The organism is Burkholderia sp. FERM BP-3421 (assembly GCF_028657905.1).
In the GTDB taxonomy this organism is placed as follows: Bacteria; Pseudomonadota; Gammaproteobacteria; order Burkholderiales; family Burkholderiaceae; genus Burkholderia.
The window spans coordinates 1,120,617-1,147,510 of the sequence record NZ_CP117781.1 but is presented as its reverse complement, the minus strand read 5'-3'; the positions used below and the strand labels follow the sequence as shown (position 1 = coordinate 1,147,510).

At 67.2% G+C, this 26,894-nt stretch carries 25 protein-coding genes; 12 read left to right on the top strand and 13 right to left on the bottom strand.

Annotated elements, in window-relative coordinates:
• Positions 1-96 precede the first annotated feature (96 nt).
• A complete protein-coding gene (locus tag Bsp3421_RS08090; RefSeq protein WP_273997893.1) occupies positions 97-810 on the top strand; it encodes a hypothetical protein in 714 nt (237 codons plus the stop codon).
• Here Bsp3421_RS08090 and Bsp3421_RS08085 read toward each other — a convergent pair.
• The gene (locus tag Bsp3421_RS08085) at positions 777-1,238 is read right to left on the bottom strand and encodes an NlpC/P60 family protein (protein WP_273997891.1); all 462 of its coding nucleotides are present in this window, start codon (positions 1,236-1,238) and stop codon (positions 777-779) included. The genes Bsp3421_RS08090 and Bsp3421_RS08085 overlap by 34 nt on opposite strands.
• Positions 1,235-1,951 carry a M15 family metallopeptidase gene (locus Bsp3421_RS08080; protein ID WP_273997890.1) on the bottom strand — a complete coding sequence of 239 codons (717 nt, stop codon included), beginning with the start codon at positions 1,949-1,951 and terminating at the stop codon, positions 1,235-1,237. The genes Bsp3421_RS08085 and Bsp3421_RS08080 overlap by 4 nt, the downstream gene beginning before the upstream one ends.
• Before the next feature lie 364 nt (positions 1,952-2,315).
• Here Bsp3421_RS08080 and Bsp3421_RS08075 point away from each other — a divergent pair, with 364 nt between their 5' ends.
• Entirely contained in the window at positions 2,316-3,617 is a 1,302-nt protein-coding gene (locus Bsp3421_RS08075; protein ID WP_273997889.1) for an NCS2 family permease, read from the top strand.
• Positions 3,618-3,695: 78 nt separating this feature from the next.
• Here Bsp3421_RS08075 and Bsp3421_RS08070 read toward each other — a convergent pair whose 3' ends face one another.
• Complete coding sequence (locus tag Bsp3421_RS08070; RefSeq protein ID WP_273997888.1) at positions 3,696-4,157, bottom strand: MerR family transcriptional regulator; 462 nt, start codon at positions 4,155-4,157, stop codon at positions 3,696-3,698.
• Positions 4,158-4,318: 161 nt separating this feature from the next.
• On the opposite strand from Bsp3421_RS08070, the gene Bsp3421_RS08065 reads away from it, so the two are divergent.
• A complete protein-coding gene (locus Bsp3421_RS08065) occupies positions 4,319-6,205 on the top strand; it encodes an SAM-dependent methyltransferase (RefSeq protein ID WP_273997887.1) in 1,887 nt (628 codons plus the stop codon).
• A gap of 185 nt (positions 6,206-6,390) precedes the next feature.
• Here the strand turns inward: Bsp3421_RS08065 and Bsp3421_RS08060 are convergent, their stop codons facing one another.
• The gene (locus Bsp3421_RS08060; protein WP_273997885.1) at positions 6,391-6,678 is read right to left on the bottom strand and encodes a DUF1488 domain-containing protein; all 288 of its coding nucleotides are present in this window, start codon (positions 6,676-6,678) and stop codon (positions 6,391-6,393) included.
• Between the two features lie 276 nt (positions 6,679-6,954).
• Positions 6,955-7,149 carry a DUF2964 family protein gene (locus tag Bsp3421_RS08055; RefSeq protein ID WP_252983076.1) on the bottom strand — a complete coding sequence of 65 codons (195 nt, stop codon included), beginning with the start codon at positions 7,147-7,149 and terminating at the stop codon, positions 6,955-6,957.
• A gap of 260 nt (positions 7,150-7,409) precedes the next feature.
• Between Bsp3421_RS08055 and Bsp3421_RS08050 the strand changes: the two genes are divergently transcribed.
• Together Bsp3421_RS08050 and Bsp3421_RS08045 are read left to right on the top strand one after the other, a co-directional pair.
• Complete coding sequence (locus tag Bsp3421_RS08050; protein WP_273997881.1) at positions 7,410-9,323, top strand: sigma-54-dependent Fis family transcriptional regulator; 1,914 nt, start codon at positions 7,410-7,412, stop codon at positions 9,321-9,323.
• A 64-nt stretch (positions 9,324-9,387) separates the two neighbouring features.
• On the top strand, positions 9,388-9,687 hold the full coding sequence (locus Bsp3421_RS08045) for a 2Fe-2S iron-sulfur cluster-binding protein (protein ID WP_273997880.1): 300 nt from the start codon (positions 9,388-9,390) through the stop codon (positions 9,685-9,687).
• A 101-nt stretch (positions 9,688-9,788) separates the two neighbouring features.
• Here Bsp3421_RS08045 and Bsp3421_RS08040 read toward each other — a convergent pair whose 3' ends face one another.
• Complete coding sequence (locus Bsp3421_RS08040) at positions 9,789-10,970, bottom strand: FAD-dependent monooxygenase (protein WP_273997878.1); 1,182 nt, start codon at positions 10,968-10,970, stop codon at positions 9,789-9,791.
• 151 nt (positions 10,971-11,121) lie between these two features.
• On the opposite strand from Bsp3421_RS08040, the gene Bsp3421_RS08035 reads away from it, so the two are divergent.
• Positions 11,122-12,045: a LysR family transcriptional regulator gene (locus Bsp3421_RS08035; RefSeq protein WP_273997877.1), complete on the top strand. Its 924-nt coding sequence runs from the start codon at positions 11,122-11,124 to the stop codon at positions 12,043-12,045.
• A 20-nt stretch (positions 12,046-12,065) separates the two neighbouring features.
• Here Bsp3421_RS08035 and Bsp3421_RS08030 read toward each other — a convergent pair whose 3' ends face one another.
• Positions 12,066-12,848, bottom strand: coding sequence for a YkgJ family cysteine cluster protein (locus Bsp3421_RS08030; RefSeq protein WP_273997874.1), 783 nt, complete (start codon positions 12,846-12,848; stop codon positions 12,066-12,068).
• A gap of 15 nt (positions 12,849-12,863) precedes the next feature.
• Positions 12,864-13,055 carry a hypothetical protein gene (locus Bsp3421_RS08025; protein WP_273997872.1) on the bottom strand — a complete coding sequence of 64 codons (192 nt, stop codon included), beginning with the start codon at positions 13,053-13,055 and terminating at the stop codon, positions 12,864-12,866.
• Between the two features lie 315 nt (positions 13,056-13,370).
• Here Bsp3421_RS08025 and Bsp3421_RS08020 point away from each other — a divergent pair, with 315 nt between their 5' ends.
• From Bsp3421_RS08020 to Bsp3421_RS08010, 3 genes are all read left to right on the top strand, one after another.
• Positions 13,371-14,816, top strand: coding sequence for a DEAD/DEAH box helicase (locus Bsp3421_RS08020; protein ID WP_273997869.1), 1,446 nt, complete (start codon positions 13,371-13,373; stop codon positions 14,814-14,816).
• A gap of 553 nt (positions 14,817-15,369) precedes the next feature.
• Complete coding sequence (locus Bsp3421_RS08015) at positions 15,370-17,013, top strand: restriction endonuclease (RefSeq protein WP_273997868.1); 1,644 nt, start codon at positions 15,370-15,372, stop codon at positions 17,011-17,013.
• Positions 17,014-17,653: 640 nt separating this feature from the next.
• Entirely contained in the window at positions 17,654-19,156 is a 1,503-nt protein-coding gene (locus Bsp3421_RS08010; RefSeq protein ID WP_273998313.1) for an MFS transporter, read from the top strand.
• 10 nt (positions 19,157-19,166) lie between these two features.
• On the opposite strand, the gene atpC is transcribed toward Bsp3421_RS08010, so the two are convergent.
• Positions 19,167-19,613 (bottom strand): ATP synthase F1 subunit epsilon, encoded by a 447-nt coding sequence (gene atpC / locus Bsp3421_RS08005; protein WP_273997867.1) that lies wholly within the window; start codon positions 19,611-19,613, stop codon positions 19,167-19,169.
• Positions 19,614-19,618: 5 nt separating this feature from the next.
• Complete coding sequence (gene atpG / locus Bsp3421_RS08000) at positions 19,619-20,536, bottom strand: ATP synthase F1 subunit gamma (protein WP_273997865.1); 918 nt, start codon at positions 20,534-20,536, stop codon at positions 19,619-19,621.
• 274 nt (positions 20,537-20,810) lie between these two features.
• Here atpG and Bsp3421_RS07995 point away from each other — a divergent pair, with 274 nt between their 5' ends.
• The 3 genes from Bsp3421_RS07995 to Bsp3421_RS07985 all read left to right on the top strand — a co-directional run bounded on the left by Bsp3421_RS07995 (position 20,811) and on the right by Bsp3421_RS07985 (position 24,102).
• Entirely contained in the window at positions 20,811-21,752 is a 942-nt protein-coding gene (locus Bsp3421_RS07995) for a bifunctional enoyl-CoA hydratase/phosphate acetyltransferase (protein ID WP_273997863.1), read from the top strand.
• 10 nt (positions 21,753-21,762) lie between these two features.
• Positions 21,763-22,971 (top strand): acetate/propionate family kinase, encoded by a 1,209-nt coding sequence (locus Bsp3421_RS07990; RefSeq protein ID WP_273997862.1) that lies wholly within the window; start codon positions 21,763-21,765, stop codon positions 22,969-22,971.
• Positions 22,972-23,043: 72 nt separating this feature from the next.
• Positions 23,044-24,102 carry an alpha/beta fold hydrolase gene (locus Bsp3421_RS07985; protein ID WP_273998312.1) on the top strand — a complete coding sequence of 353 codons (1,059 nt, stop codon included), beginning with the start codon at positions 23,044-23,046 and terminating at the stop codon, positions 24,100-24,102.
• A 45-nt stretch (positions 24,103-24,147) separates the two neighbouring features.
• On the opposite strand, the gene Bsp3421_RS07980 is transcribed toward Bsp3421_RS07985, so the two are convergent.
• Genes Bsp3421_RS07980 through Bsp3421_RS07970 form a run of 3 tightly spaced genes read right to left on the bottom strand, consistent with a single transcriptional unit; the run spans position 24,148 to position 26,893 of the window.
• A complete protein-coding gene (locus tag Bsp3421_RS07980; protein ID WP_273997861.1) occupies positions 24,148-24,849 on the bottom strand; it encodes an ABC transporter ATP-binding protein in 702 nt (233 codons plus the stop codon).
• Positions 24,849-25,622 (bottom strand): high-affinity branched-chain amino acid ABC transporter ATP-binding protein LivG, encoded by a 774-nt coding sequence (livG, locus tag Bsp3421_RS07975; RefSeq protein WP_273997859.1) that lies wholly within the window; start codon positions 25,620-25,622, stop codon positions 24,849-24,851. The genes Bsp3421_RS07980 and livG overlap by 1 nt, the downstream gene beginning before the upstream one ends.
• Positions 25,619-26,893, bottom strand: coding sequence for a high-affinity branched-chain amino acid ABC transporter permease LivM (locus Bsp3421_RS07970; RefSeq protein WP_273997857.1), 1,275 nt, complete (start codon positions 26,891-26,893; stop codon positions 25,619-25,621). The genes livG and Bsp3421_RS07970 overlap by 4 nt, the downstream gene beginning before the upstream one ends.
• Position 26,894: the final 1 nt, after the last annotated feature.

The window sequence follows — 26,894 nt, the reverse complement described above, 5'->3', positions numbered from 1 at the left end:
GGCGATCGATTGAGCCATCCACATTCTTTCGATGACATTACGAGGCGCTGGAACGGCCGGCATGCGCGCCGTTTCGGCGGCGTCGGCGCCTGGCCGGTGACGACCGCCGGGCTCGCACTGCTGACCGGATACTGGGCGCTGCAAGGCAACGGGCTGATGCTGGCCGTATCGGCCGCCTGCTGCGCGACCGCCGCCGCGCTGTGGACATGGCGCGTGCGACGCCGCGCCGACGCGCTGCCCACCGGCCTGTTTCCATCGCGCGCGCGCCTCGCCTTCGATCCGGTGCGCGCGCTGTTCGTCGTCGGTTGGGGAGCGGTGCTGCTGCTGGGCCTGCACGCCTACGGCGCCGGCTTCACGCCCGCGACGCCGCTGTATCCGCTGATCGGCGCGGCCGGCCTCGCGTGGACCGCCGCCGGCCTGCTCATGCTGCGCTTCAGCCCGCACGCGTTCGAATCCGCGCGCGGGCTGCGACGCGTGCTGCTCGTGCTCAGCCTCGTGTTCGCGAGTGCCGGCGTCGCGTCCGGTTATGCGCTCGGCTGGACCTACACGCAGCGCTATGGCGACGAAGCGCTGCGCCAGCGCAACGTGGTCGCGAAATGGCAGCCGCTGGGCGCCTATGGTTGCGCCGCCTATGTCGAAGTCGATGCGCGCGCGCCGTTCGCGCCGCCGCACTGCGTGAGCGCGCCGTATTGGGCGACGCTGCGCGTCGGCGCCGCCGTGCGCACGCGCGAACGCGAATCACCGTGGGGCAGCATCGTCAGCGTGACCGAGCCGCGTCAGCGCGCGGGGCTCGGCTCGGGCCAGCGGTAGGCGAGCAGTTGCGCGCGCGGATAAGCGAGTTCGCGCACCTCGCCCAGTTGGTTGCCGCCGAACAGGTACAGGGATTCGTTGTCCTGGCGCAGGTAGAAGCCGACGTGCCCCTTCCAGCTCGCGGGATCGTCGCGCGACAGCACCACGACGCATCCGTACACGGGCTCGACGAGCCCACGCCCCCACTCGAGCCACGAGCGCGCGAGCGCCGAGCCGGTGCCCGCGATGCCGGCGCGCGCGAGGCACCAGTTGACGAACGACGAGCACCATGAAATCTTGTCGTCGTAGCCGATCAGGTTGGTCGCATCGTTGTACTCAACAATGCGCGGATTGCTCTCGCCTTCGGCACACCGCCGCACGCCGACCTCGGCCAACGCGATCGGCATCCAGGCCACTTCGGCGGTGGCGTCCATCAGCACGTCGTTCATCGGCCCGCCCCCTCGTGCAGCGCCGGCGCGCGCGCCGCGGCCGCATCCTGTTCGAGCGCGGCCTCGTCGACCGGACCGTAGAACGCGCGCGGCGCGCCCGTGCACGCGGCCCAATAGCGATCGCCATACGACCAGTGCCACCATTCGGACGGATAGTTGACGAAACCCGCGCCGCGCATCGCGTCGACCAGCAGCCGGCGGTTGCGCGCGGCGGCCGGGCTGATGAACGCGCAATCCGTATAGCACGCGCCCGACGATTCGGCGTCGGTCGCATTCAGCACGCAGCCGAGATCGAGCGGCTCGCCGTCCGCACCGATCAGCGTCAGGTCGATCGCCGCGCCGGTCGGATGCGCGGCCACGTCGGGCGGCGCGATGTAGTGGCTCGCGAGCATGAACAAGGCGTCGTCGCTCAAGCCGGCGCGCGCGGCGCGCAGCTTCGCGAGATGGCGATTGAAGTAGTCGCGCTGCGCGCCGAGCGGCCGATAGCCTTCCGTCACGCACAAGCGCAGCGCCGCCGGCAGCGCCTTGCCGGCGGCGGCGAGCCGCGCGGCGAGCGACGCGCGCACTTTCAGGAAATGAGGACTTTTGCTTGAGATGTAGCGGCGACTCAAGTCGACCGCGATGGAGGCATCAGGGTCCGCCAGATCGACGAACCGCTCGCCGCACTCCACGAGCGCGACGTTTTTGACCTTGGGATCAGCGAGCGTAAGCATGTTCTCTCAGGGAAATTATTGTCGAGGCCCCGCTGCCCGGCAACGGGGATCCGTCTGCCAACAACTACCGCATCACCGCCAGTGACTTCCGATCTCATCGCGCGCCGCCCTGGCCCGGACGCCGCGCAGAACGCCATTGTAGCGCCGCCGCGCCGCGCCCAAATACGATGCGGCAGACGGAACCGGTCCCGCCCGTGGCGCGCGGCGAGCCCGCCTTTGCCGCCAACTATATCGTCCGATCTATGTCCGCTATTACAATCCGCCGATAGCCGCCCAATAGTGGCTGGTTACAGTACATCGGCACTGCCGCTACAACAAATCATCAGATTAAGCAACACGACAAACTGACCGGAGAATCCCCTTCATGGAATCGCTCAAACGGTATTTCGGCTTCGCAGAAGCCGGCACCGACTTTCGCACCGAAATACTCGCCGGGGTCACCACCTTCCTGACGATGGCGTACATCATCTTCGTGAACCCCGCGATCCTCGGCGACGCGGGCATGCCGAAGGAATCCGTGTTCGTCGCCACCTGCCTCGTGGCGGCGCTCGCATCGCTGATCATGGGCCTGTACGCGAACTATCCGATCGCGTGCGCGCCCGGCATGGGGCTCAACGCGTACTTCGCGTACACGGTCGTCAAGGGCATGGGCTTCACGTGGCAGGCGGCGCTCGGCGCGGTGTTCATCTCCGGCTGCCTGTTCCTGCTCGTCACGCTGTTCCGGGTGCGCGAGGTGATCGTCAACGGGATCCCCCGTTCGCTGCGCATCGCGATCACGGCGGGCATCGGCCTGTTCCTCGGCATCATCTCGCTCAAGACCGCCGGCGTGATCGTCGGCAGCCCGGCCACCCTCGTCACGCTCGGCGACCTGCACCAGCACAACACGATCCTCGCGATCGTCGGCTTCTTCGCGATCGTCACGCTCGACTATCTGCGGGTGCGCGGCGCGATCCTGATCGGCATCATCGGCGTGACCGTGCTGTCGTTCTTCTTCGGCGACAACCACTTCCACGGCATCTTCTCCGCTCCGCCGTCGATCGACGCGACGCTGTTCAAGCTCGACATCGGCGCGGCGCTGTCGACCGGCATCATCAACGTGATTCTCGTGTTCTTCCTCGTCGAACTGTTCGACGCGACGGGCACGCTGATGGGCGTCGCGAACCGCGCGGGCCTGCTGGTGGAAGGCAAGATGAACCGGCTCAACAAGGCGCTGCTCGCGGACAGCACCGCGATCGTCGCGGGCTCGGTGCTCGGCACCTCGTCGACCACCGCATACATCGAGAGCGCCTCGGGCGTGCAGGCGGGCGGCCGGACCGGGATGACCGCGGTCACGGTCGCGGTGCTGTTCCTCGCCTGCCTGTTCATCGCGCCGCTCGCGGGCGTCGTGCCCGCCTATGCGACCGCGCCCGCGCTGCTGTACGTGTCGTGTCTGATGCTGCGCGACATGGTCGACGTGCCGTGGGACGACGCGACGGAAGCGGTGCCCGCCGCGCTGACCGCGCTGCTGATGCCGTTCACGTATTCGATCGCGAACGGCGTGGCGTTCGGCTTCATCGCCTACGGCGGCCTGAAGCTGCTCACGGGCCAGGCGCGCCAGGTGAAGGCCGTGGTGTGGGTGATCGCCGCGGTGTTTCTGTTCCGGTATTTCTACCTCGCGGCGGAGTGAGCGGCGAGGCCGGCCCGGCCTCGCGCCGGGCCGCATACAGCACGACGCCGCCCTGGGGTGGCGCTTTTTTTACCTCATTCAGCCCGCCCGCGCCGCCCGGCCGCGCGGCGTCGCGGTGCGGCGCGGCTTGTCGTCGCGCCCCGAGGCTTCGTCCATGCGCCGCGTCACCGTCTCGATCTTCAGGCAGTCGCCCGCCTGCCAATGCGTCTGCAGCATGTCGCGCAGCAGGCGCAATTCCTCCTGCTGGCGTTCGAGCGCCGCGCGCAGTTGCTCGACTTCGCGCAACCGTCCGTCGAGCCCCGCGAGCAGCGCCTCCTTCTGCACGCCGCCCTCCCACGACAGCCCGGTGCGCAGCGCATCGAGCGAGAAGCCGAGACGTTGCGCGAGCTGCACCAGCTTCAGCCGTTCGACGGCATCGTCCGGATAGTCGCGATACCGGTTCAGCCCACGCGGCGGCGCGGCCAGCAGGCCGCTCTGCTCGTAGAAACGGATCGCCGATGTGCTGAGGCCGGTGGCCTTCGCCAGTTCCCCGATCTTCATTGCGCATGACCTTCAAGTGGATTCGGAAATCAGTATAGCTCGCGCGACGGCCCGCCCGATGCCGTCCCGACCGCCCGCCACGCCCGGAAAAATTCCGCGCCTTCGGGCTTGAACCTGACGTTACGTCATGTTTTATTGTGCGTTCAAGCGGAGGAATTGCGATGTCATTGAAGATCGGCGCGCTCGCGAAGCGCGCAGGCCTGACCGTTCGAGCGCTGCACCACTATGACGCCATCGGCTTGCTGTCTCCTTCCGCCCGCTCGGACGGCGGTTCCCGGCAGTACACCCACGACGACGTGATCCGCCTGCACCGGATTCAGGCGCTCAAGCATTTCGGCTGCTCGCTGTCGGACATCAAGACGTATTTGAACGACGCCGGCACGGCTCCCCTCGATCTCGTCCATCGACAGATCAGCGTGCTGGACGAGCAGGCGCGACGTGCGCAGACGCTGCGCAACAGTCTCCAGCACCTGGCGGACCAGCTTGCGGGCGGCAACGAAACCGGCACGGCGGACTGGCTGAACCTATTGGAAATGATGACCATGTATGAACGACATCTCGGCAGTGACGATCTCGATCATTTGCGCGCGCAGCGCCAGCACGCGGGCGCGCATCTGGATGCCAGCCGAGCCGGGCTGATCGCCGAGACGCAACGCTGCGTCGACGCAAGCCTGCCGCCCGACGATCAGGCGGCGCAGGCACTGGCCTGGCGCTGGATCCAGCACCTGAAGGAGGCGACGGGAGACAACGCCCAGCTGGCGTTCCGGCTGAAGAACCTGCAGGAACAGGAACCCCGGGCCCGGGAAATCGCCGGCATCACGCCGGACATGCATCAATGGATCGCGCACGCGATCGCGCATGCGCGGGCGGAGCCCTTCGCCAAGTACCTGTCGCCCGTCGAACGCGAGGAAGTGCAGCGCCGCATGATCGCCCACCTCGACGATTGGCCGCCCTTGTTCACGGCGGTGCGGATCCAGATGGAGGCCGGCGCGGCGCTCACGGATCCGCAGGTGCAGGCATTGGCCCGCCGATGGCAGGACCTGTTCCGCGACTCCTACTGCGGCGACGATCCCGTACTCGAAAGCAAGGTGCTTCTCGCGTTTCAGGCCGAACCCGATCTGTCGATCGGCATTGGCCTCGACATGCCTCTGATCCTGTTCATCCAGAAAGCCATCCTGGCCTTGAACGAAACGGGCCCGGGATCGCGCGACGCCGGCCCCAAGCCCAGCGCGCAACGCGTCGCCACGCTGCGCGCGGCGCATCAGTTGCTGGACGATCCGTTGATCCTCGACGACCCGCTCGCGCTGAAAATACTCGGCGACGACAACGAAGCCGCGATCCGCGCCCACCCGGATCGCTACGACGACCCCTTGTCGAAAGGGCTGCGGATCTCGCTCGCGGTGCGCAGCCGATTTACCGAGGACGCGTGGCGCGAGGCGGCGCGCCGCGACGTGCGCCAGTACGTCATCCTGGGCGCGGGATTGGACACCTATGCCTATCGCGAGCCCGCCGAGGCCGAGCGCCTTTTCGAGGTCGATCTCCCCGCCACGCAGCAATGGAAGCGGGCATGCCTGGACGCCGCCGGCATCGGCGCGCCCGCGTCGCTGACCTACGTGCCGCTCGATTTCGAGCGCGATACCCTGGCCCATGCGTTGTCGCGGGCCGGATTCCGCGACGATGCGCCCGCGTTCTTCTCCTGGCTCGGCGTCTCGATGTATCTCGACGAAGCCGCCATCCAGGAGACCCTGCGCTTCATCGCATCGTGCGCGGCGGGAAGCGCCGTCGTCTTCGACTATATCGTCACGCCGTCATTGCTCACGCCCTTGGAACAACTCGGCATGGAACTGGTGCGCGCGAAAGTCGCGGAAAGCGGCGAGCCGTGGAAATCCCACTTCGATCCCGCCTCGCTGCCCGACCGGATACGCGCGCTTGGTTTCGGCGCAGCGGTCGGCATCCGCCCGGAAGACCTCAATGACACCTACCTCGCGGGACGCAAGGATGGTTTCCGGATGGGGAACAGCCTGAGATTGATGCACGCCGTCGTCTGAGCCGCGGTTGCGGCGCGCAGATCGGTTGGGAAGCCGGAATGAAACAGATCGCGGTCGCCCGCGCCACGGCCGGCGGCGTCATCGTCGCGCGCGACACCGGGCCCTTCCCGACGGACGCGCCGTGCGACGCGTCCCGAAAGAATCCGCGGGCGCCACCCCCGGGCGGCACCCGCGCAGCGGTCCAGCTACCGCCCGTTCGCCTCGTAAAAACGCACGTAGCCGCTTCTCAATACCGAACACTGCGCGCGGGTCTCGGACAACAACCTGCGCGCGGCGGCCTCGATGCGGGGCCGGTGCGTGTCGAACGCGCCGACCATGTCTTCAAACCGGGGGGACGCAGCGCCGAAATGGTCTTCTAGCGCCTCCGCGGTGATGTGGCATTGGATCCGCTCGCCGTCGACCATCGCCGTGAACGCGAGCATAAGTTCGCGCCCCGAATACTCTGGAGCTTCGTTCGTGAACATGATCTGCATACGAGCCACCTTTGCCGAAAGGTGAAAACACGGAACCGCACGCGCCGGATACAGGCTTTAGCGGGCCAGGCGCGCGCGGGGCGGGCCGGTGGATGCGCAGCCAGCTGGATATTGAGCAGGCTGCGCGCACCGGTTGAATTCACTTTAGACGCTTTCCGCCCCGAGGCAAAATTCCGTGCGAAAAAACCTTGCGCGCGCGCATTCGTCGGTCGAATCACGCGCGGCCGACAGCGTGCGGCGCGTCGTCGGAGCGGCGCACGCTGGCTTGAGGGTCGATCACTCGATCTGGTCGTTCGGCCATACGTTGAGCGCGATGACGCAGGTGGTCGCCCCGACCACGATGGCCAGCGCGCCGTAGAACAGGGCCCGGCCCTGGTCGAACAGCATGCCGTGGATGGCGACGCCGATGCCGGCCAGCACGACGAAAGTCGCGATCACCGCCAGCACTATCCTGAGTTCCGTTCGAACCATGATGTTCTCCCGAACGGATGCATGTCGCGGCGCATGCGGATTGCGCAAAGCCGCTGCTGTCGCGCCGGCCTCGCGCAAGGCGCGACGCGCGCGCGCCTCATTTTCATGATTGCAGGTAAACACTTAAAAGCAAGGGCTTTGTATTTGCGTTCGCACATCACCGGCCGCGCTTGTATGATGAGGCGTGCCCGCGCCGCCTGCCCGGCCGCGCCAGCCGAGCGGAGAACGCACTCCGCCGGCAGGCCCCTTGGAGACACTTCATGCCCGAATCTTCCGTGCAGCCAGCCGCCGCGGGCCGCATCGACCTGCTCGCGCAAGCGCACGCGCGCTCCGCGGCGCTCGGCCTGCGCGCGTCCGAGCGTCCCGAGTTCGCACCGCTCTCGCGCGGCGCGCTGCGCGACCTGATCGACGGCAGCCAGTCGCTCTACACACATGCGCGCCCCGTCATGGACACGCTGCACGCGCAGATCGCCGACACCGACAGCCTCGTGCTGCTGACCGATCCGGACGGCGTGATCCTGCACAGCGTCGGCGACGCCGATTTCATCGAGAAGGCACGGCGCGTCGCGCTCTATCCCGGCGTCTCGTGGGCCGAGGGCGAGCGCGGCACCAATGCGATCGGCACCGCGCTCGCGGCGGGCCAAGCCATCGCCGTGCACGGCGCCGAGCACTTCCTGCATGCGAACCACACCCTGACCTGCTCGTGCGCGCCGATCGTCGATCCGTTCGGCCGCGCGCTCGGTGCGCTCGACGTGAGCGGCGATCCGCGCGGCTTCAGCCCCCATACGCTCGCGCTGGTGCGGATGTCCGCGCAGCTGATCGAGAACCACCTGTTCGCGAATCAATGCGCGGATACGCTGCGCGTTCGTTTCCACGCGCATGACGAATTCGTCGACTCGCTGTTCGCGGGCCTCGTCGCCTTCCTGCCGGACGGCACGCTCGTCGCGGCGAACCGCAGCGCCCAATTCCAGCTCGGCGCGCCGCTTGTGGCACTGCAGCAACGCGGCTGCGACGCATTGTTCGGGCTGTCGTTCGCGCAGCTCGCGCAACTGGCCGCGCGCCAGCCGGGCACGCCCGCCACGCTGACGCTCGCGAGCGGCGTACGGGTGATCGCGCGCTGCGAATTCAGCGACGCGCGGCGCGTCACGGTGCCCGCGCGCGCGCCGGCGCCGGCCGCGCGCGTCGAACCGCCCGCGGCCGGTGCTGATCCCGATGCCATCACCTTCGCGACGCTCGACACCGGCGATGCGCGCGTGGCCGCCGTGCTGCAGCGCGTCGGCAAGATCCGCGGACGCGACCTGCCGCTGCTCGTGCTCGGCCAGACCGGCACCGGCAAGGAGTGGCTCGCGCGCGCGCTGCACGATGCGTCGCCGCGTCGCGACGGCCCGTTCGTCGCGGTGAACTGCGCGGCGCTGCCCGATTCGCTGATCGAGGCCGTGCTGTTCGGTTACGAGGACGGCGCGTTCACCGGCGCGCGCAAGCGCGGCAGCCCGGGGCGGATCGTGCAGGCGGACGGCGGCACGCTGTTTCTCGACGAAATCGGCGACATGCCGCTCGCGCAGCAGGTGCGCCTGATGCGCGTGCTGCAGGAACGCGCGGTGGTGCCGCTCGGCGGCGCGCGCGCGCTGCCGGTCGACGTGCGGATCGTCTGCGCGACGCATCGCGACCTGCGCGCGATGATTGCCGCCGGCGACTTCCGCGAGGATCTGTTCTACCGGATCAACGGGCTCGCCGTGACCTTGCCGCCGCTCGCCTCGCGCACCGACCTCGACGTGCTCGTGCAGCGCGTACTGGCGCGGCTCGCGCGCAGCGAGCCGCTGCCGCAGCGGATCTCGGGCGCGGTGCGCGCGGCGTTCGCGCGCTGCCGCTGGCCCGGCAACCTGCGTCAACTGACCAACGTGTTGCGCACCGCCGGCATGCTCGCCGAAGGCGAGGCCGAGATCGGTCTCGAACACCTACCCGATGATTTCTGGCTCGATTGCCCGGCCGACATGCGCGCGGCGGACGGCACGGTGCCGCAGGTCGACGCGCGCGCGCCCGCCACGCTGCACGACCACCAGACGGCGCTGCTCGAACGCGCGCTCGCACGCCACGACGGCAATGTGTCGGCAGTCGCGCGCGAACTCGGGCTCGCGCGCAACACGGTCTACCGGCATCTGCGGCGGCGGCACTGAACGCGGCGGCCGCGCCGCTTCGGGTATCCTTGCGGCTCGTTCCGCCGTCGTCCCATCCGAGCGCATGTCCGAGTCAAATCCCTCCTTCCAGGTGCGCGTCGAGCCGCTCGGCGCGTGCTTCGACGCGCCCGCGTCGCTGTCGCTGCTCGACGCCGCGGGCTTCGCCGGCGTCCGGCTGCCGCGCTCGTGCCGCAACGGCACCTGCCGCACCTGCCTGTGCCGCCTGCGCGCCGGATCGATTCGCTATCGGATCGAATGGCCCGGCGTCAGCGCCGAGGAAAAGGCGGAAGGATGGATCCTGCCCTGCGTCGCGCAGGCAGAATCGGATCTCGTGATCGAAGTCGAGGGCGCGTCGCGGGTCTGAGCAGGCGTGTGCGGCTGTTCGCGCCGCCTCGAAACTCTCTCTGCCGTCACGCGAACGCCGCTCATGTGTCGGCGTGATCCCGGATTCGCCTGGCCCCCACCTCACGCAGCCGCGTGCAGCGGCAAGCCCGCGGCCCACGCCGCCGCGACACGCGCGGCTTCCGCGACCGGATCGAGCGCGCGCACCTGCGCGTCGCGCCGCGCGCACGCCTCCGGATCGAGCGTAAACAACGCCTGGGCCGCCTGCCGCGCGCTGGATGCCAGCGCCGAGGTCTTCTCCGCACGGCTGGCCGCGAACGCCGCCAGCGCGGCATGCAGATCGGCCGGCGCACCATCGAGGCAGCGCGCCAGATGCCATGCATCCTCCAGCGCCTGACACGCGCCCTGACCCGACGTGGGCAACGGCGCGTGCGCGGCGTCGCCGATCAGGACCACGTTGTCCCGATGCCGGATCGCGACCGGATCGAGATCATGGACGGCGATCTTGCGCAGCGAGCCCGGCGGCGTGGCGCGCATCACCGCGCCGATCGGGCCGGGCCAATCCCGGAACAGCCCGGCGACGATCTCGTCCTGCGGCGCGTGCAGCGGGGCCGTCGCATGCGCTTCCGCCTCGGCGCGCGCGCCCGCCCAGTAAACGGTATGGCGATCCACCGCGACGAGCCCGAAGCGCTCGCCGCATCCCCAGTAATCGAGGATCTCGACCTCGTCCACCAGCGGCGCGGTGCTGTGGGCAATGCCGATCCAGTTCACGAAGCCCTGATAGACCGGCGCGTTGTCGCCCACGACATAGCACCGCGCGACCGAACGCATCCGGCCGTCCGCGCCGATGATCAGGTCGGCGCGCACGATCGAACCGTCTTCGAAACGGACCTGCGCACCACGGTCCGGATCCGTATCGATCGCCACCGCGCAAGCGCCGTACACAGTCTCGATTTCCTCTGCGGCGAGTTGAGCCGCCAGCACGGCCTGCAGATCGCGCCGCAGGATCGAGCGGCTCGGGAAACCCATCGACCGGTCGAGCCGTTCGATGTCGAGGTACCCGAGCGCGCGTCCGTCCCGGTCGAACCGGCGCATCGCGCGAGGCCGCCCGGCATGCGCATCGAACGCCGCGTCGATGCCGAGTTCGGCCAGCACGAAGCCGGCATTCGGCCACAGCACGACGCCCGCGCCGAGTGTCGAGGCGACCGCGCGCCGTTCATAAAGCCGCACCCGATGCCCCTGCCGCCGCAGCATCAGCGCCGCACTCATGCCGGCTACGCCGGCGCCCAGAATCGCAATCTCCATCCGCGCTCCCTCTCCTTCATCGCTCGGTCGCCCACGCGCGCCGGCCGGGCCGACCGGGCCGCGCGCTGACCCTCGAGTTATCTTAAATTGCGACCGGAAATGGAATTAGATGGCATTATCGGCAAGCTTTCCTATCTCAAATGGAACAATGATGCGCAGCAGGCTGGATCTCAACACGGTGCGGGTCTTCGTCGCGGTGGTGGACGCGGGCAGCTTCGCGGGCGCGGCGCGCGCGCTGGCGCTGCCGGGCTCGAACGTGAGCCGTCATGTGTCGCAGCTGGAGACCCGGCTCGGCGTGCGGCTGCTCGAACGCAGCACGCGCCACCTGCGCCTGACGGAGCCCGGCCGGCTGCTCTACGACCGCGCGAAGCCGATGCTCGACGCGCTGGAGCTGACCGAAAGCGAACTCACCTCGCAACACAACGAACTGCGCGGGCCGCTGAGGCTGTGCCTGCCGGCCGAGATCGGGCCGCGCGTGTTCGGCGCCGCGCTCGCCGCGTTCGCGCATCGGCATCCGGGCATCGAGATCGATTGCGACACGCGCTTCGCGGGCCTCGACGCGCTGCGCGACGACCTCGACCTCGCGATCATCGTCAATCGCGGGCCGCTCGACGACAGCGCGCTGGTCGTGCGCCCGCTCGCGAGCCTGCCGAGCCTCGTGGTGGCCGCCCCCGCGCTGCTCGAACGCACCGGCATGCCGACCCATGCGCGGCAACTGCGGCAGTTGCCGTGCATCACCACGCTCAGTACGCTGAAAGGGCTACCTTGGCAGTTCGTCGACGCGCACGGCACCATTCATCGGATCCCCGTGCAGAGCCGCTACCGGGTCAACAGCGGCGAACTCGCAGGCGCGGCTGCGCTGCAGGGGATCGGCTTCGCGATCCTGGCCGAGGCCGGCTGCCGCGACGCGCTCGCGGACGGCCGGCTGCAGGCGGTGCCGCTCGACATGCGCGCCGCGCCGCTGGAGTTGCTCGCGGTGTATGGGCATCGACATTTCGTCACCGCGCGCGTGCGCGGCCTGCTCGATCATCTGCATGCGTATCTCCACGACAAGCGGGCGAGCGCGCTGCCCTAGCCCGCGCCGCGTGTTCGGGTTCAGTCGGCGTCCGCCGCGTGGAACCCGAGATAGTGCAGCCGCGCATCCGTCAGCGCACCCGCCGACTGCTGCAACGCGTCGATCGAGCACAGCGTGTCGAGCGTGTTCCTGCGATTCGAGACGAAGGTCCAGGACGACGCCTGCGCAGCCAGCGCCGCGACGTCTGCGTGCGTGAGCGCATCGAGCGCGGCGCTCAATGCCTCGCTGCCCGGAACGAAGATCGCATAGCCCTCGTTCGCGAGCGCGGCCGACTCGAATCCCAGCAAGGCGCACAGCGCGCCTCTCGCCTCGGCCTCGCGCGCGTCCGTCGCGCGAAAAGCCGCGATGGTCTCGACCAGTTCCGGGTCGAGATAGCCGCGCGAGTCGGCCAGCACCGGATGCACCGGGCTCCACGCCTCGGGCGGGCAGCCCTTGCCCGATGGTTCCAGCGCGACGAACGGATTGATCTCGGCCGGGTAGATGCGGCATACCCGCGGCCGCTGCGCGTAGTTCCCGCAGCGCAGGTCGTCGAGCAAATGCGGACAAGGGCCATCGAACGCGGCGACGAGCGACACGACCACGCGCACCGGCAACGCGCCGCTCTCGGCCGCGAACGAGCGGCGCTTCTTGTGCGCGGCCGGCAGGTCGTCGTCAGGCGGCTCGACCGGCCACGGGATCGCTTCGCTGAACAACTGGACCTCGCCGCCGCCGCGCAGCCAGGCGGCGGCTTCGTCGAGGCTCAGAGGCAGGCGCAGATCGCGGCAGCAACGGCCGCACTGCGTGCAGGAAAAGTGGGTAGACACGTTTGCAATAATCCATCAGGAATACAGATCGTTCCTTGCTTCGACGGCGCAAAGCGCATCGGCGTGCGCAACGCGGGCCATTCGGCTGCGCGAGCAGCCCACACATTCTGAAACCGTGCGCCGGCACCACCCTGACAGGCTGTCGAGGAACGACTGCGCGACGCCGGCCCACGGCCCGTTGCCGTGGGTGCCCGCATCGTATTCCATGGCGGGATTCTGCCCGTACCAGATTACGAATCCATTCGCGCTCGTGGCGCGCTGATCGTTCGGCAGGTATTGCCGCTTCGCCGGTGGGACAAGCTGTGCATTCTGATCGGGGGCTTGTCTCCACCGATACGGGAATACGTATGCGCGCCCACGCCGCGGGCGTGAGGTTCGGGTTTATCTGCGTCGTCCGGTTTGCGCGGGGAGATGGCGCGACTATCTCGCGGTGACGAGCGCGGGGTGAGTGCAACGGTCATCTTCCGGGAAGCGCCCGGCGCGGTAACCGCTAGAATTGCGGTTTTAGTCCGGAATACGTCCATGTCTTTTGCCTCGCTCGGCCTGATCGACCCCTTGCTGCGTAATGTGCAGGACCTCAATTACCAGACACCTACGCCGGTGCAGGTCAAGGCGATTCCCGCTGTGCTCAGCGGCAAGGACGTCATGGCCGCGGCGCAGACCGGCACGGGCAAGACGGCAGGTTTCGCGCTTCCGCTGCTGCAGCGGCTGGTGCAACGCGGCCCGGCGGTGTCCAGCAATCGCGCGCGTGTCCTGGTGCTGGTGCCCACGCGTGAGCTGGCTGAACAGGTGCTGCAAAGCTTTGTCGATTACGGTAAAGGCCTCGATCTGCGATTTCTGGCCGCGTACGGCGGTGTGAGCATCAATCCGCAAATGATGAAGCTGCGCAAAGGCGTGGATGTGCTCGTCGCCACGCCGGGCCGTTTGCTCGATCTCCATCGCCAGAACGCCGTGCAGTTCGATCAAGTGAAAACGCTGGTGCTGGATGAAGCCGACCGCATGCTGGATCTGGGCTTCGCGCGCGAACTCAACGCCGTCTTTGCCGCGTTGCCCGCTCAGCGTCAGACGCTGTTGTTCTCTGCCACGTTTACCGACGATATCCGCGCGATGGCGGCAGGTATTCTGCGCGGCCCGGTGAATATCAGCGTCAGCCCGCCCAATGTCACGGCCAGCAAGATCAAACAGTGGGTGATACCGGTCGATAAAAGGAACAAGCCCGATCTCTTCATGCACCTTGTTGCCGAGAACAACTGGGAACACGCGCTGGTGTTCGTCAAAACCCGTAAAGGCGTGGAATATCTGGCGGCCATGCTGGATGAAGTGGGCTATGCGGTCGACACCATCCACGGCGATAAACCGCAGCCCGCGCGCCTGCGTGCGCTGGAGCGCTTCAAGACGGGCGAAGTCAATATGCTGGTCGCCACCGATGTGGCTGCGCGCGGGCTGGATATCGACGACCTGCCGCTGGTGATCAACGTGGATCTGCCGATCGTGGCGCAAGATTATGTGCATCGTATTGGTCGCACCGGGCGCGCGGGCGCCAGCGGTGTGGCGGTGTCTCTTGTGTGTGCGGATGAAGCACCGCAACTGGCGGCGATCGAAGCGCTGATCCGGCAAACGCTGCCTCGTGAAGAAGAGCCGGGGTTTGAAGCCGAACATCGTGTGCCGGAGACCAGCGCGACGGGGGAGATTATCAAGAAGCCGAAGAAGCCTAAGAAGTCGAAGGTGCTGCAGGCTGTGCCGGGGGCTGGGCAGGTGATCGGGAAAAAACCGCATAAGCAAGGTGGCGAAAGCAAGCGCAAGGCTGGGGCGCTGGGCGCTGGGGCTGCGGGGAAAGGCGCGGGTTTTTCCAGCGGAAGCCCATTCAGCTCGCAAAAGCCGCGTAGCAAACCTGCTGGCAAGGCGGCTGCGGGTTCACGTAAACCGGTGGGCAAACCCGCTGGTGGGCGTGGCAAACGTCAACCCTGATCCGGCGGGACGAGTCACGCCACGCCAGCGCAGGAATAGCGCTGGTGGTTTTACGGCCCGCTGGTAGGCTAACGAGCGTCCGATCGAAGCCGCTTTCGGTGAATGGGGATGCTTCTCACATGAAAGTCGTCATTTGATCGGCTCATTGCGGACCACCGCTTTGAGTTAGAAGTCGCCGCCTACATATGACGGCAACCGGCCATGAAGCGACCTTCGTCGGATACGTCGCTCAGACAGTCACAAGACAAGTTCACTCAGTAAGTGGTCATTCGCCGAAACGGCCTCGTACCGCACTCTGCTTTGGTGCATGGATGTCCTCAGGCGCCATGCCGGGTAATCCAGGACTCTTATCGCGACTCCTTGAATCTTTGTTTTGGTGACTCGCAGTCAGATTTCGATATCTCAAATTTCAAATAGTCCGAAAATCGCCTCGCAGGTCAACGACGCATAATTGCAGGTCGTTTCTTTAACGAAATATGCCGGAAGGCTGCCATCGAGTCTCGTATCCTCGGTATGATCGGGATCGGACACTAAAAGCACTGCAGGAGATCGCATGGCACGCCGGGGATTTGTGAGTACCTTGAACCGTATTTCTCGTGAGATGGAGCGTTCTGCCCGTGCGTCGCAGCGCGCCTATGAGAGCGAACAACGCGCACAAATTCGCGCGGCCCGAGAAGCCGAGCGTGCCGAAAAAGCCTATCAGCGCGCTTTGATTGTCGGCGAGAAGGAAAGCAAGCGTCTTCACGTCGAATCTCAAATGGAAGACGCGCAAAGCCAGAACCAGGAGCTTGAGGAGCAGGTGCAAGCGCTTGGGAAAATCCTGACTGACGGCATTCGACGCAATCCAGTCCTCGATTTCGCGAAGCTGCGGACCAAGCCAACCTACAAGCCTCTGGATCTGGGAAATTTCCCGCTCATCGAAGATCCTCCTCGTTGGGATGACTACGCTCCAGTAAAGCCCAATGGCATGTCGAATCTCTTGCCGTGGGTGAAGAAAAAACATGCGAAAGAAGAGTTGTCGGCGCGGCAACGCTTTGAGGCCGAGGCCCAGGCCCGTGTGTCACGAAATGCAATGCGTCAAGCTGAAGTAAAGAAGCGCCGCGACGCCCATGAGCGTGTCGTCGAGCAAGCTAAACGTGAAGCGGACGAACACAATAAGCAAGTCGAACAGCTTGAGGCCGCGTTTCGTGCAGCAGACCCGGACGCAGTTGCCTCTTACTTTGCAACGGTTCTGGAAAGTAGCCCTTATCCCGATGGGTTTCCGCTGGCAACCAACGCCGAATATCAGGCCGAGTCGAAACAGCTGATCGTGGCCTACGATCTGCCGGAATACGACGCAATTGTTCCGGCAGTGAAATCCGTCAGGTACGTCAAAACCTCGGACTCTTTCACGGAATCAGCTCGACCCGAGAGTCAGCGGCGTACGATGTACGCCGACGCCGTTGCCCAAACGACGCTGCGCTCACTGCACGAAATATTTGCGTCTGACACGGCTGGGTACGTGGAAACGGTCGTGTTCAATGGATACGTGGACACTATCGATAGAGGCAATGGTAAGCCCATCCGGCCCTGCATCATCACGGTTCGGACAACGCGCGAAATATTTCACGACATGGACTTGGAAAATGTCGAACCGCTTGCCTGCCTGAAGTTGCTGAACGCGTCAGTCTCGAAGAGCGCCGCCGAACTGGCGCCGGTACGTCCAGTGCTCGAACTGAACATGACTGATCCGCGCTTTGTCCAGGAGGGCGATGTCCTCGCCACGCTCGATCAGAGGCCTAACCTGATGGACCTGACGCCGGGCGAATTCGAGTCACTGATTACCAACCTGTTCACGACCATGGGGCTTGAGTCTCGCCAGACGCAGGCATCTCGGGACGGTGGCGTGGATTGCGTAGCCTTCGATCCTCGTCCGATCTTCGGTGGCAAAGTGGTGATTCAAGCCAAGCGGTACAAGAACACCGTCGGGGTCAGCGCCGTACGCGATCTGTTCGGCACCATGCAGAATGAAGGTGCGTCAAAAGGCATCCTTGTTGCGACCAGTGGTTACGGCAAAGCTGCCTTTGAGTTCGCTAACGGCAAACCGATTGAATTGCTGGCAGGCAGTAACCTGCTGTATCTGTTGAAAGAACACGCCAACATCGACGCAAAGATCGTTATGCCGGAAGACTGGAGAGATATTGGCCCCGATGATTGACCGCGAGTTGACCGCTCAGCAGTCGGGAGCCGTCGTCCGGCTACTCGTGCTGCGAAGGACCGCTTCGGGTTGAAAACAGCCCCCTGAACAAGGTCGAGCGCAAATTTTACGCCTACCTTTCTGATTATCTCCTTGTCACACAAGGCACAAAAAATGCGCCGCCAGGACGCCTGACGCATATGCTTTTCACCGCTTCGTGACGACGACCATCTGGCTTGCGATGGTTTCGGCCGGCAACTGGCGATCGAAACCATCGCATTCAGCTGCACCGTAGCGCCCACATCGCGCCGTCCGCCCCCGAAATAGATCCTCGTCAACCAATCTTTCAAATCGAAAGGCAAATCCCCAAACATGTACGTACACGTATGCGTTGTAGTAAACTGCGCAGCATCAAGCACCCCGCTGCCCCGCCATGTTTCCCGAATGCCCGCCCCCGCTCACGATCCGACACGTCGCGCAACGGCCTGACCTCACGCCGCTTTGCCACGCGCACCGCCAGCGGTGCGAAGCAAAAAAGCCGCACCTCGCACGCGAACGACACGCAACACAAACCGCCAGACAAACCCCGCCGCCCCACCCCAAGGCCTCATCATGAGCGCCACACCCTACACCGCTCCCCACCTCCTCGCCCCTACGCAACCTGACCCTCCCCTGGGCGATCGCGCTCGCCACCGGCCTCGACTATTTCGACAACGCCTCGTTTTCCTTCTTCCTCAGCTACATCGCAGGCGGCGTCAACTCCGCACCGGACGAACTCGTCTGGGCATCGAGCGCCTACGCCGCGGCATCCGTAGTCGGCATCCTGCAACAGCAATGGTGGGTCGAGCGCGTCGGCTACCGGCGCTACATCAGCGGTTCGCTACTCCTATTCGCAGCCGGCTCGATCATGGCGATGCTCAGCGAATCCTCACTCGAACTGGCATTCGCACGCGGTTTCCAGGGCTATTTCATCGGCCCGATGATGAGCGCATGCCGAATCCTTCTACAAACCACCTTCCCCCCACAGCGCCGCGCGAGCGGCACGCGCGCGTTCCTGATGATGATCCTGCTCGGCAGCGCGCTCGCGCCGCTCGTGGGCGGTTATCTGATCGCGGATTTCGGCTGGCGCGCACTGTTCGCATGCAATGCCTTCCTGGGCATCGGTTTCGCCACACTCACGCTGTTCACGCTGCCGCCCGCCGGCAAGGTCGCACCGGACCAGCGCGGCGACGCGCATCTATGGCCGTACCTGGTATTCGCGTTCGCACAGGGCGCCCTGCAAGTCGCCATGCAGCAGGTGCGCTTCGAACTGTTCACCGCGTCGCCGGAGTCGATCCTGCTGACCGCGGCCGCCCTGCTCTGCCTCGGCTGGTTCGGCTGGCACCAGTGGCACCATCCGAAGCCGCTGATGCGGCTGCACATGCTGCGCGAACGCACCTACCAAACCGGCATCGCGCTTTACATCGGCTACTACTACATCAGCAACGCGCTCGGCTATCTCGTATCGCGCTTCCTTGAAGGCGGGCTCGCCTACCCGGTCGAGAACGCCGGCAGGCTGGTCGGCTGCGCATCGCTCGTGTCGCTGACGGCGGCCTTCGCGTATTTCCGCTACTCGGCGCGCATCCCGCACAAGAAATGGCTGATCGTCCCGGGCTTCATGCTAGCCGTGGCGGTCAGCACATGGATGGCCAGCATGCCGCCGGATGTCAGCATGGCCTGGCTCGTGGTGCCGCTCGTGCTGCGCGGCATGCTGCTTTTGTTCATCGCGCTGCCGAACGCCGGCATCACGTTCCGGATCTTCGCGATCGAGGAATATCACAACGGCTACCGGCTCAAGAACATCGTCAAGCAACTGACGTTCTCGTTCTCCACCGCGACGATGATCATTCTCGACCAGCATCGGCGCGCGGCGCACGAAACCCGGCTCACCGAATTCGTGAACCTGTACAACCCGCGCTTCCAGGAAACCTTCGGCGCACTCAGCCAGGCGTTCGAGCGCATGGGTCACGCAGCAGGCGACGCGCACGCCCTCGCGCTCGCGCAGATCAGCCGCATGGTCACGCAGCAGGCGAGCTTTCTCGGCACGCTCGACGGCTTCTGGTTCATCGCGGCCGTCGCGACCGCCTATTGCGTGTTCGCGATCGCGCAGACGCAGATCGACTGAGCGGCGCGTCTCACTCCTTGGCCGTGCGCGGCGGATGCATCGCCGCCGCGAAGAAGCGTCGCAATTCCTCCATCCACTCCGCCCGCGCCGCCGTCACGTCGAACGCGCGCCGGCCGTCCGCCGCATGCGACTTGCGCCACGCGGCCGCCGCGGCACGCGCGGCGCCTGCGCGCGCCGCGTCGAGTTCGAGGCTGCGCAGCGCATGATCGGCGATCAGCGTGACGCCCGCGCGCGCCACCTCCAGCACGCCGCCCGCGACCAGGAAACGGTGTGACGCGCCGTCGCCCGCATCGATCACGGTGACCACGCCCGCGCGCACCCGCGTCAGCAGCGGCGCATGCCGGGCATAGATGCCTAGCTCGCCGCGCTCGCCGGGCACGGTCACGAAATGCGCGTCGCCGGCGAACAGCGTCGCCTCCGCGCTGACGACATCAAGTCGGAAGGAAGTCTCGGCCATCGCGTTCATCCGATCGCCGCGGCGCCGGCCACGATCTCGCACAGCTCCGTCGTGATCTGCGCCTGGCGGGTTTTCTGGTAGACGTGCCGCAGTTCGCTCAGCATCTCGTCCGCGTTGCGCGTCGCATTCTGCATCGCGAACATCCGCGCGCACTGTTCGCATGCGAAATTCTCGACCACCGCGTGATAGAAGCACGCCTCGACATGGCGCAGCAGCACGGTTTCCACGACCGGCTTCGGCGCGGGCTCATACAGGTAATCGGCGGCGAGGCCGTCGCTCCCGTGCCCGTCCGCATCGGCCGCGTCCTCGGCCACGCCCGCGATCGGCAGCACCCGGTCGAAACGCGGCGCGTAGTCGAGCGCGTTCGTCAGGTGGTTGTAGGTCACCCAGACCTCGTCGAGCCGCCCTTCGACGAAACCGGTCAGCGGCACCAGCATCGCGCCGAGCACGTCGTCGAAACGCGGTTCGCCGCCGAAGCCCTGCGCGTGCGCAACCACGTTGCCCCCATGCCGGACCAGCGGCCCGAGCCCGCGCGCGCCGATCACGGTCAGCTCGACCTCCGCGCCCGCCTGCTCCCACGCGCCCAGCCGCTCCGCGCAACCGAGCATCAGGCGCGCGTTGAGCGGCCCGCACAGGCCGCGATCCGTGCTGATGACGATCACGCCGATATGCCGGGCGTCGCTACGCCGGGCGTCGCCACGCCGGGCGTCGCCTTCGTCGCGCATCAGCGCGGATACGCAGTCGGGCCGGTCGCGCAGCATCCGCGCCGCGATCGCCGCGACGCGCGCCGCATACGGCCGGAAATCGCGCGCGCGCCGTTGCGCGTTCGCCATCTTGGTGCGCGCGATCATTTCCATCGCGCGCGTGATCTTGCGCGTTGACTGCGTGCTGTCGATCTTCGCGCGGATTTCACGTATGTGCATGGTGCCTGGATCGTGTCGTGCGGCCAGCCACGCGGCGCCGGCCGAATTGCCGTGAACCTCCGGACAAGGCTATCGATCACGCCGCAGGGGCGCTTGACGCAGATCATGGGATGCCTGGACGAGGCGCGACACAATGCCTGTCGATGTCCGCGCCGGGCCTGTCTCCGGCCCCGTTCCGCGCGTCATCCGTATCAGGCTGTCCCCCGCCGCGCGGCGGCCCGCCCGCCGTTCCGTCCGCGCCGCCCCTGCCCGCCGCATTCGAGGAATCACTCCAATGTCCGAGACTCGCAAGCATGAGAAGTACGACGCGCTGATCGCCCGCTGCCGCGCGCTGGACCCGGTAACGGTCGCCGTCGCGCATCCGTGCGACGAGGCGTCGCTGAAAGCCGCGCTCGACGCGGCGCGCACCGGCCTCATCACGCCGATCCTGGTCGGCCCCCTCGCCCGCATCGAGGCGCTCGCGGACACGCTGCGGCTCGATATCGGCCGCTACCGCCGGGTCGACGCGCCGCACAGTCATGCGGCGGCGGCGCGCGCGGTCGAGCTGGTGCGCGCGGGTGAAGCCGAGGCGCTGATGAAAGGCAGCCTGCACACCGACGAGCTGCTGGCCGAGGTGGTCCGCCCGGACAGCGGAATCCGCACCGAGCGCCGCCTGAGCCATGTCTTCGTGATGGACGTGCCCACCCATCGCAAGCCGATCTTCATCACCGACGCGGCGGTCAACATCCGGCCCACGCTCGAACAGAAAGCCGAGATCATTCGCAATGCGATCGATCTCGCGCACACGCTCGGGATCGATACGCCGAAGGTCGCGATCCTGTCGGCGATCGAGACGGTCAGTTCGAAACTGCCGTCGACGCTCGACGCCGCCGCGCTGTGCAAGATGGCCGAGCGCGGCCAGATCACGGGCGGGCTGCTCGACGGGCCGCTCGCGCTCGACAACGCGATCGATCCCGAGGCTGCGCGGCTCAAGCATCTCGACTCGCCGGTCGCGGGCGACGCCGACATCCTGCTCGCGCCCGACCTCGAAGCCGGCAACATGCTCGCCAAGGAGCTGACCTTCCTCGCGAATGCCGACGCGGCGGGCATCGTGCTCGGCGCGCGCGTGCCGATCATCCTGACGAGCCGCGCCGACAGCGAGCGCACCCGGCTCGCGAGCTGCGCGGTGGCCGCGCTGCACGCGCATGCGACGCGCGCCGTCGCGCGCCCCGCCTGAGGAGGCCGCGATGCGCGCCCCGATCCTGGTGCTGAACGCGGGCTCGTCGAGCCTGAAGTTCTCGGTCTACGAAACGCTCCCCGACCGCGCGCTGCGCGCCGCGCTGCATGGCGAAATCGAGCCGCTGCAGCAGGCGCCCCGTCTCGTGGTGCGCGACGCGCACGGCGCGCTGCTCGCCGACCAGCCGCTCGCCTGCGCCGGTCATCACGGCGCGATCGAAGCGCTGCACGCGTGGTTCGTCGACCATGTCGGTGTCGAGGCCGGCTTCGACGGCGTCGGCCATCGCGTGGTGCACGGCGGCCGGCGGTTTTCCGCGCCGGTGCGGATCGACCACGCGGTGCTCGATGCGATCGCCGCGCTCGCCCCGCTCGCGCCGCTGCACCAGCCGCACCACGTCGATGCGATCCGCGCGGTCAGCGCGATCGCGCCCGACCTGCCGCAGGTCGCCTGCTTCGACACCGCGTTCCATCACACGCTGCCCGCGCTCGAGCGCGAGTTCGCGCTGCCGCGCGCGCTGACCGAGCAGGGCATCGTGCGCTACGGTTTCCACGGGCTGTCCTACGAGTACATCACGACCGCGCTCGATCGCCTCGACCCGGCATGGCGCACGCGCCGCACGGTGGTCGCGCATCTCGGCAACGGCGCGAGCCTGTGCGCACTCGAACACGGTGCGAGCGTCGCGACGACGATGGGCTTCACGGCCGTCGACGGCCTGCCGATGGGCACCCGCACCGGCGCGCTCGATCCGGGCGCGGTGCTGTACCTGCTGCGCGAGCCCGGCCGCACGCTCGACGACGTCGAGCACCTGCTCTACGCGGAATCGGGGCTGCTCGGCGTATCGGGCATGTCGAGCGACATGCGCACGCTGCTCGCGAGCGATGCACCCGCCGCGCATCACGCGATCGAGCTGTTCGCGTACCGGATCGCGCGCGAGCTGGCTGCGCTCGCGGGCGTGCTGGGCGGGCTCGACCTGCTGGTGTTCACGGCCGGCATCGGCGAACACGCGCCGCCGGTGCGCGAGCGCGTGTGCCGGCGCGCCGCCTGGCTCGGCATCGCGCTCGACGACGACGCGAACGCGCGCGGCAATGCGATCGTGAGCGCGCCCGCCTCGCGCACGACCGTGCGCGTGATCCCGACCGACGAAAACCTGATGATCGCGCGCCATACCCGGCAGTTGCTGGATCGTGCGCGCGTCCCTACGCCGTCTCTTTCGGACTGACCCGCCATGTCGACCACGGAAGCGCTCCCGACCGCTACGCCCTTCACCCCCGCCCTGCCGCTGTTCTGGCCGATGGCCGCCGCCGCCGCGATGTTCAAGGCGGGCGCCGATCTGTCGGCGCGCAACCTGCAGTTTCTCGCCGAGGAAGAGAAGCTCCATTTCGAGCTGCACCCGACGCTCGCCTCGGAGAACCGGCCGCTGCTCGAACTGCGCACGATGGTGTTCCGCGACTACTCCGTCGCGCCCGCGGACGGCATACCGACCATCGTCGATCCGCCCTATGCGGGCCACAGTTCGATGATCGCCGACTACCAGCCGGGCCAGAGCCTGATGGAAACGCTGCGCAGCCACGGCGTGACGCGCCTCTTCATGACCGACTGGCGCTCGGCGACGGAGGACATGAAGGATCTCGAAATCGACCAGTACCTCGCGGAGCTGAACGTGTGCGTCGACGAGGTCGGCGGCCGCGTGAACCTGGTCGGCCTGTGCCAGGGCGGCTGGCTGGTCGCGATGTACGCGGCGCGCTTTCCGCACAAGGTCGCGAGCCTCGTGCTGGCCGGTTCGCCGATCGACACCGACGCGGGCGACGGCCCGATCAAGCGGATGGCGCACAGCTACCCGACCTCGTTCTACGAGGAGCTGGTGAAGCTGGGCGGCGGGCTGATGCGCGGCCGCTTCATGCTGCGCGGCTGGAAGAACATGCATCCGGAGATGCACTACCTGCGCGAGCACATCGATCTCTACGAACACCTCGACGATCCGGCCTACCTGCGCAAGGAAGAGGCGTTCGCGAGCTGGTACGAGCAGCCGATCGACCTGCCCGGCCGCTGGTATCTGCAGGCGATCGTGCAGCTGTTCAAGGAAAACCGGCTCGCGAAGGGCGAATTCGTCGCACTGGGCCAGACGCTCGATCTGCGCCGCATCACCTGCCCCGTCTATCTGCTGGCCGGCGAATCGGACGACATCACCACGCCCGAGCAGGTGCTCGACGCGCGCAAGCACGTCGGCACGCCGGTCGGCCAGGTGACGAGCCGCACCGTGCCGGGCGGGCACATCGGACTGTTCATGGGATCACACACGCTGCGCGACGCGTGGCCGGAGATCGCGGCGTGGCTCGCCGCGCGCAAGTAAGCGGCGGGAAGCGGGAAGCGGGCGGCCGGAGCCGCCCGCCCGGCGTCAGCCGCCGAGATACGCGCTCTTGATGCGGTCGTTCGCGAGCAGGTTCGCGCCGGTATCGGCGAGCACCACCCGGCCGGTCTCCAGCACGTAGCCGCGATCGGCCACGTGCAGCGCCTTGTTGGCGTTCTGCTCGACGAGGAACACCGTCACGCCTTCGTCGCGGATCGTGCGGATGATGTCGAAGATCTGCGCGATCACGAGCGGCGCGAGGCCGAGCGTCGGTTCGTCGAGCAGCAGGAGGCGCGGCCGGCTCATCAGCGCGCGGCCGATCGCGAGCATCTGCTGCTCGCCGCCCGACATCGTGCCCGCGCGCTGCGCGGAGCGCTCCTTCAGGCGCGAAAACAGCCGGTACACGTGCTCGATCCCTGCCTCGATCTCGTCGCGGCTCGAAAAGAACGCGCCCATCTTGAGGTTCTCGAGCACGGTCAGGCTCGGGAACACGCGCCGCCCTTCCGGCGAGATCGCGAGCCCGCGGCGCATGATCTCGTGGGTCGGCATGCCGGTGATGTCCTGCCCCTCGAACAGCACGCGGCCGCGCGACGCGCGCGGCGTGCCGCACACGGTCATCATCAGCGTCGTCTTGCCCGCGCCGTTGCTGCCGATCAGCGTGACGATCTCGCCCTTGTTCACTTCGATCGACACGCCCGACAGCGCCTCGATCGCGCCGTAATGCGTGTGGACCTGTTCCAGCTTCAGCATCACTCCTCCCCCAGATAGGCCTTGATCACGCGCGGATCGTTGCGCACCGCCTCGGGTGCGCCGATCACGATCGGCCGGCCGTGCTCCATCACGAGGATGCGGTCCGACACCCCCATCACGAGGCTCATGTCATGCTCGATCAGCAGCACCGCCACGCCGAACTCGCGGCGCAGCCGGTCGATCAGGTGCTGCAGCTCGACCTTCTCCTGCGGGTTCAGGCCGGCCGCCGGCTCGTCGAGCAGCAGCAGGCGCGGCTCGGTGATCATGCAGCGGGCGATTTCGAGCCGCCGCTGATGGCCGTACGAGAGCGTGCCCGCCGGACGGTTCGCCACCGCCGTCAGGTTCATGCGTTCGAGCCACAGCGCCGCGCGTTCGAGCGCCTCGCGCTCCGCGCGCCGGTAGGCGGGCGTCGCGAACAGCCCGTGCAGCAGCCCCGACTTCACCTGGCGGTGCTGCGCGACGAGCAGGTTCTCGACCACCGTCAGCGAGCGGAACAAGCGGATGTTCTGGAACGTGCGCACGAGCCCCCTGCGCGCGATCTGGTGGCTCGACAGGCCCGCGATCGGCTGGCCGTCGAGCACGATGTCGCCCGCCGTCGGCCGGTAGAAGCCGCCGACGCAATTGAACACCGTGGTCTTGCCCGCACCGTTCGGGCCGATGATCGCGAACACCTCGTCGCGACGCACGTCGAAATCGATGCCGTCGACCGCGAGCAGCCCGCCGAAGCGCATCTGCAACCCGGTCACCTTCAACATGTCGGATTGCGCGGTCATTGCGGCAGCTCCACGTGGGGACGGCTCGCGGGCAGCAGGCCCTGCGGACGCCAGATCATCATCAACACCATCACGAGACCGAAGATCAGCATCCGGTACTCGGCGAAGCCGCGCGCGACTTCGGGCAGCACGGTCAGCAGGATCGCCGCGAGGATCACGCCGAGCTGCGAGCCCATGCCGCCCAGCACCACGATCGCGAGGATCAGCGCCGATTCGATGAAGGTGAACGACTCCGGATTGACGAGCCCCTGGCGCGCCGCGAAGAACGCGCCGCCGAGACCGGCGAACGACGCGCCGAGCGTGAACGCCGACAGCTTGATGCGGGTCGGGTTCAGGCCGAGCGAACGGCACGCGATCTCGTCGTCGCGCAGCGCTTCCCAGGCCCGGCCCATCGGCATGCGGATCAGCCGGCTCGTGACGAACAGCGTGAAGCACACCAGCACGAGCGCCAGCAGGTACAGGAAGATCACCATGTGCTCGCCGCTGTATTCGAGGCCGAGCAGCTCGTGGAAGGTCTTCGCGCCCTCGACGCTCGCGCTGCGCGCCATCTCGAAGCCGAACACGGTGGGCTTCGGGATCCCCGAGATGCCGTCCGGGCCGCCCGTCAGGCTGGTCAGGTTGTTCGCGAGCAGGCGGATGATCTCGCCGAAGCCGAGCGTGACGATCGCGAGATAGTCGCCGCGCAGCCGCAGCACCGGGAAGCCGAGCAGGAAGCCGAACAGCGCCGCCGCGAGCGCGGCGAGCGGCAGGCACTCCCAGAACGTGAGCCCGAAGTACTGGTTCAGCATCGCGTAGGTATAGCCGCCGACCGCGTAGAACCCGACATAGCCGAGATCGAGCAGGCCCGCGTAGCCGACCACGATGTTCAGGCCGAGCCCGAGGATCACGTAGATCAGCGCGAGCGTCGCGACGTCGACCGCACCGCGCGAGCCGAAGAACGGCCACACGAAGCCGACCGCGACCAGCGCCCAGATGATCGCGCGCTGATGCTGCGCGCCGAGCGGCGCGACCTTGGGCAGCGGCAGGCTCGCCTTCGCGCGCGCGAGGGCCGGCTTGAACAGCTGGAACAGGAAGACCGCGGCGACCGCGATCCAGACCGGCCGCCAGTGCGCTTCGAGCACCACCTGGTAGCCGTCGAGCTTCAGCTGCAGGCCCAGCACGGGAATCGTGAGGAGCGCCGTGAGCACAGCGGCCGTCACCGCGTTCTTGAGCGACTGGCCCGCGCCGAGCGCGGGCGACGCGCCGCGCGGCGTAGTGATGGATTGATTCATC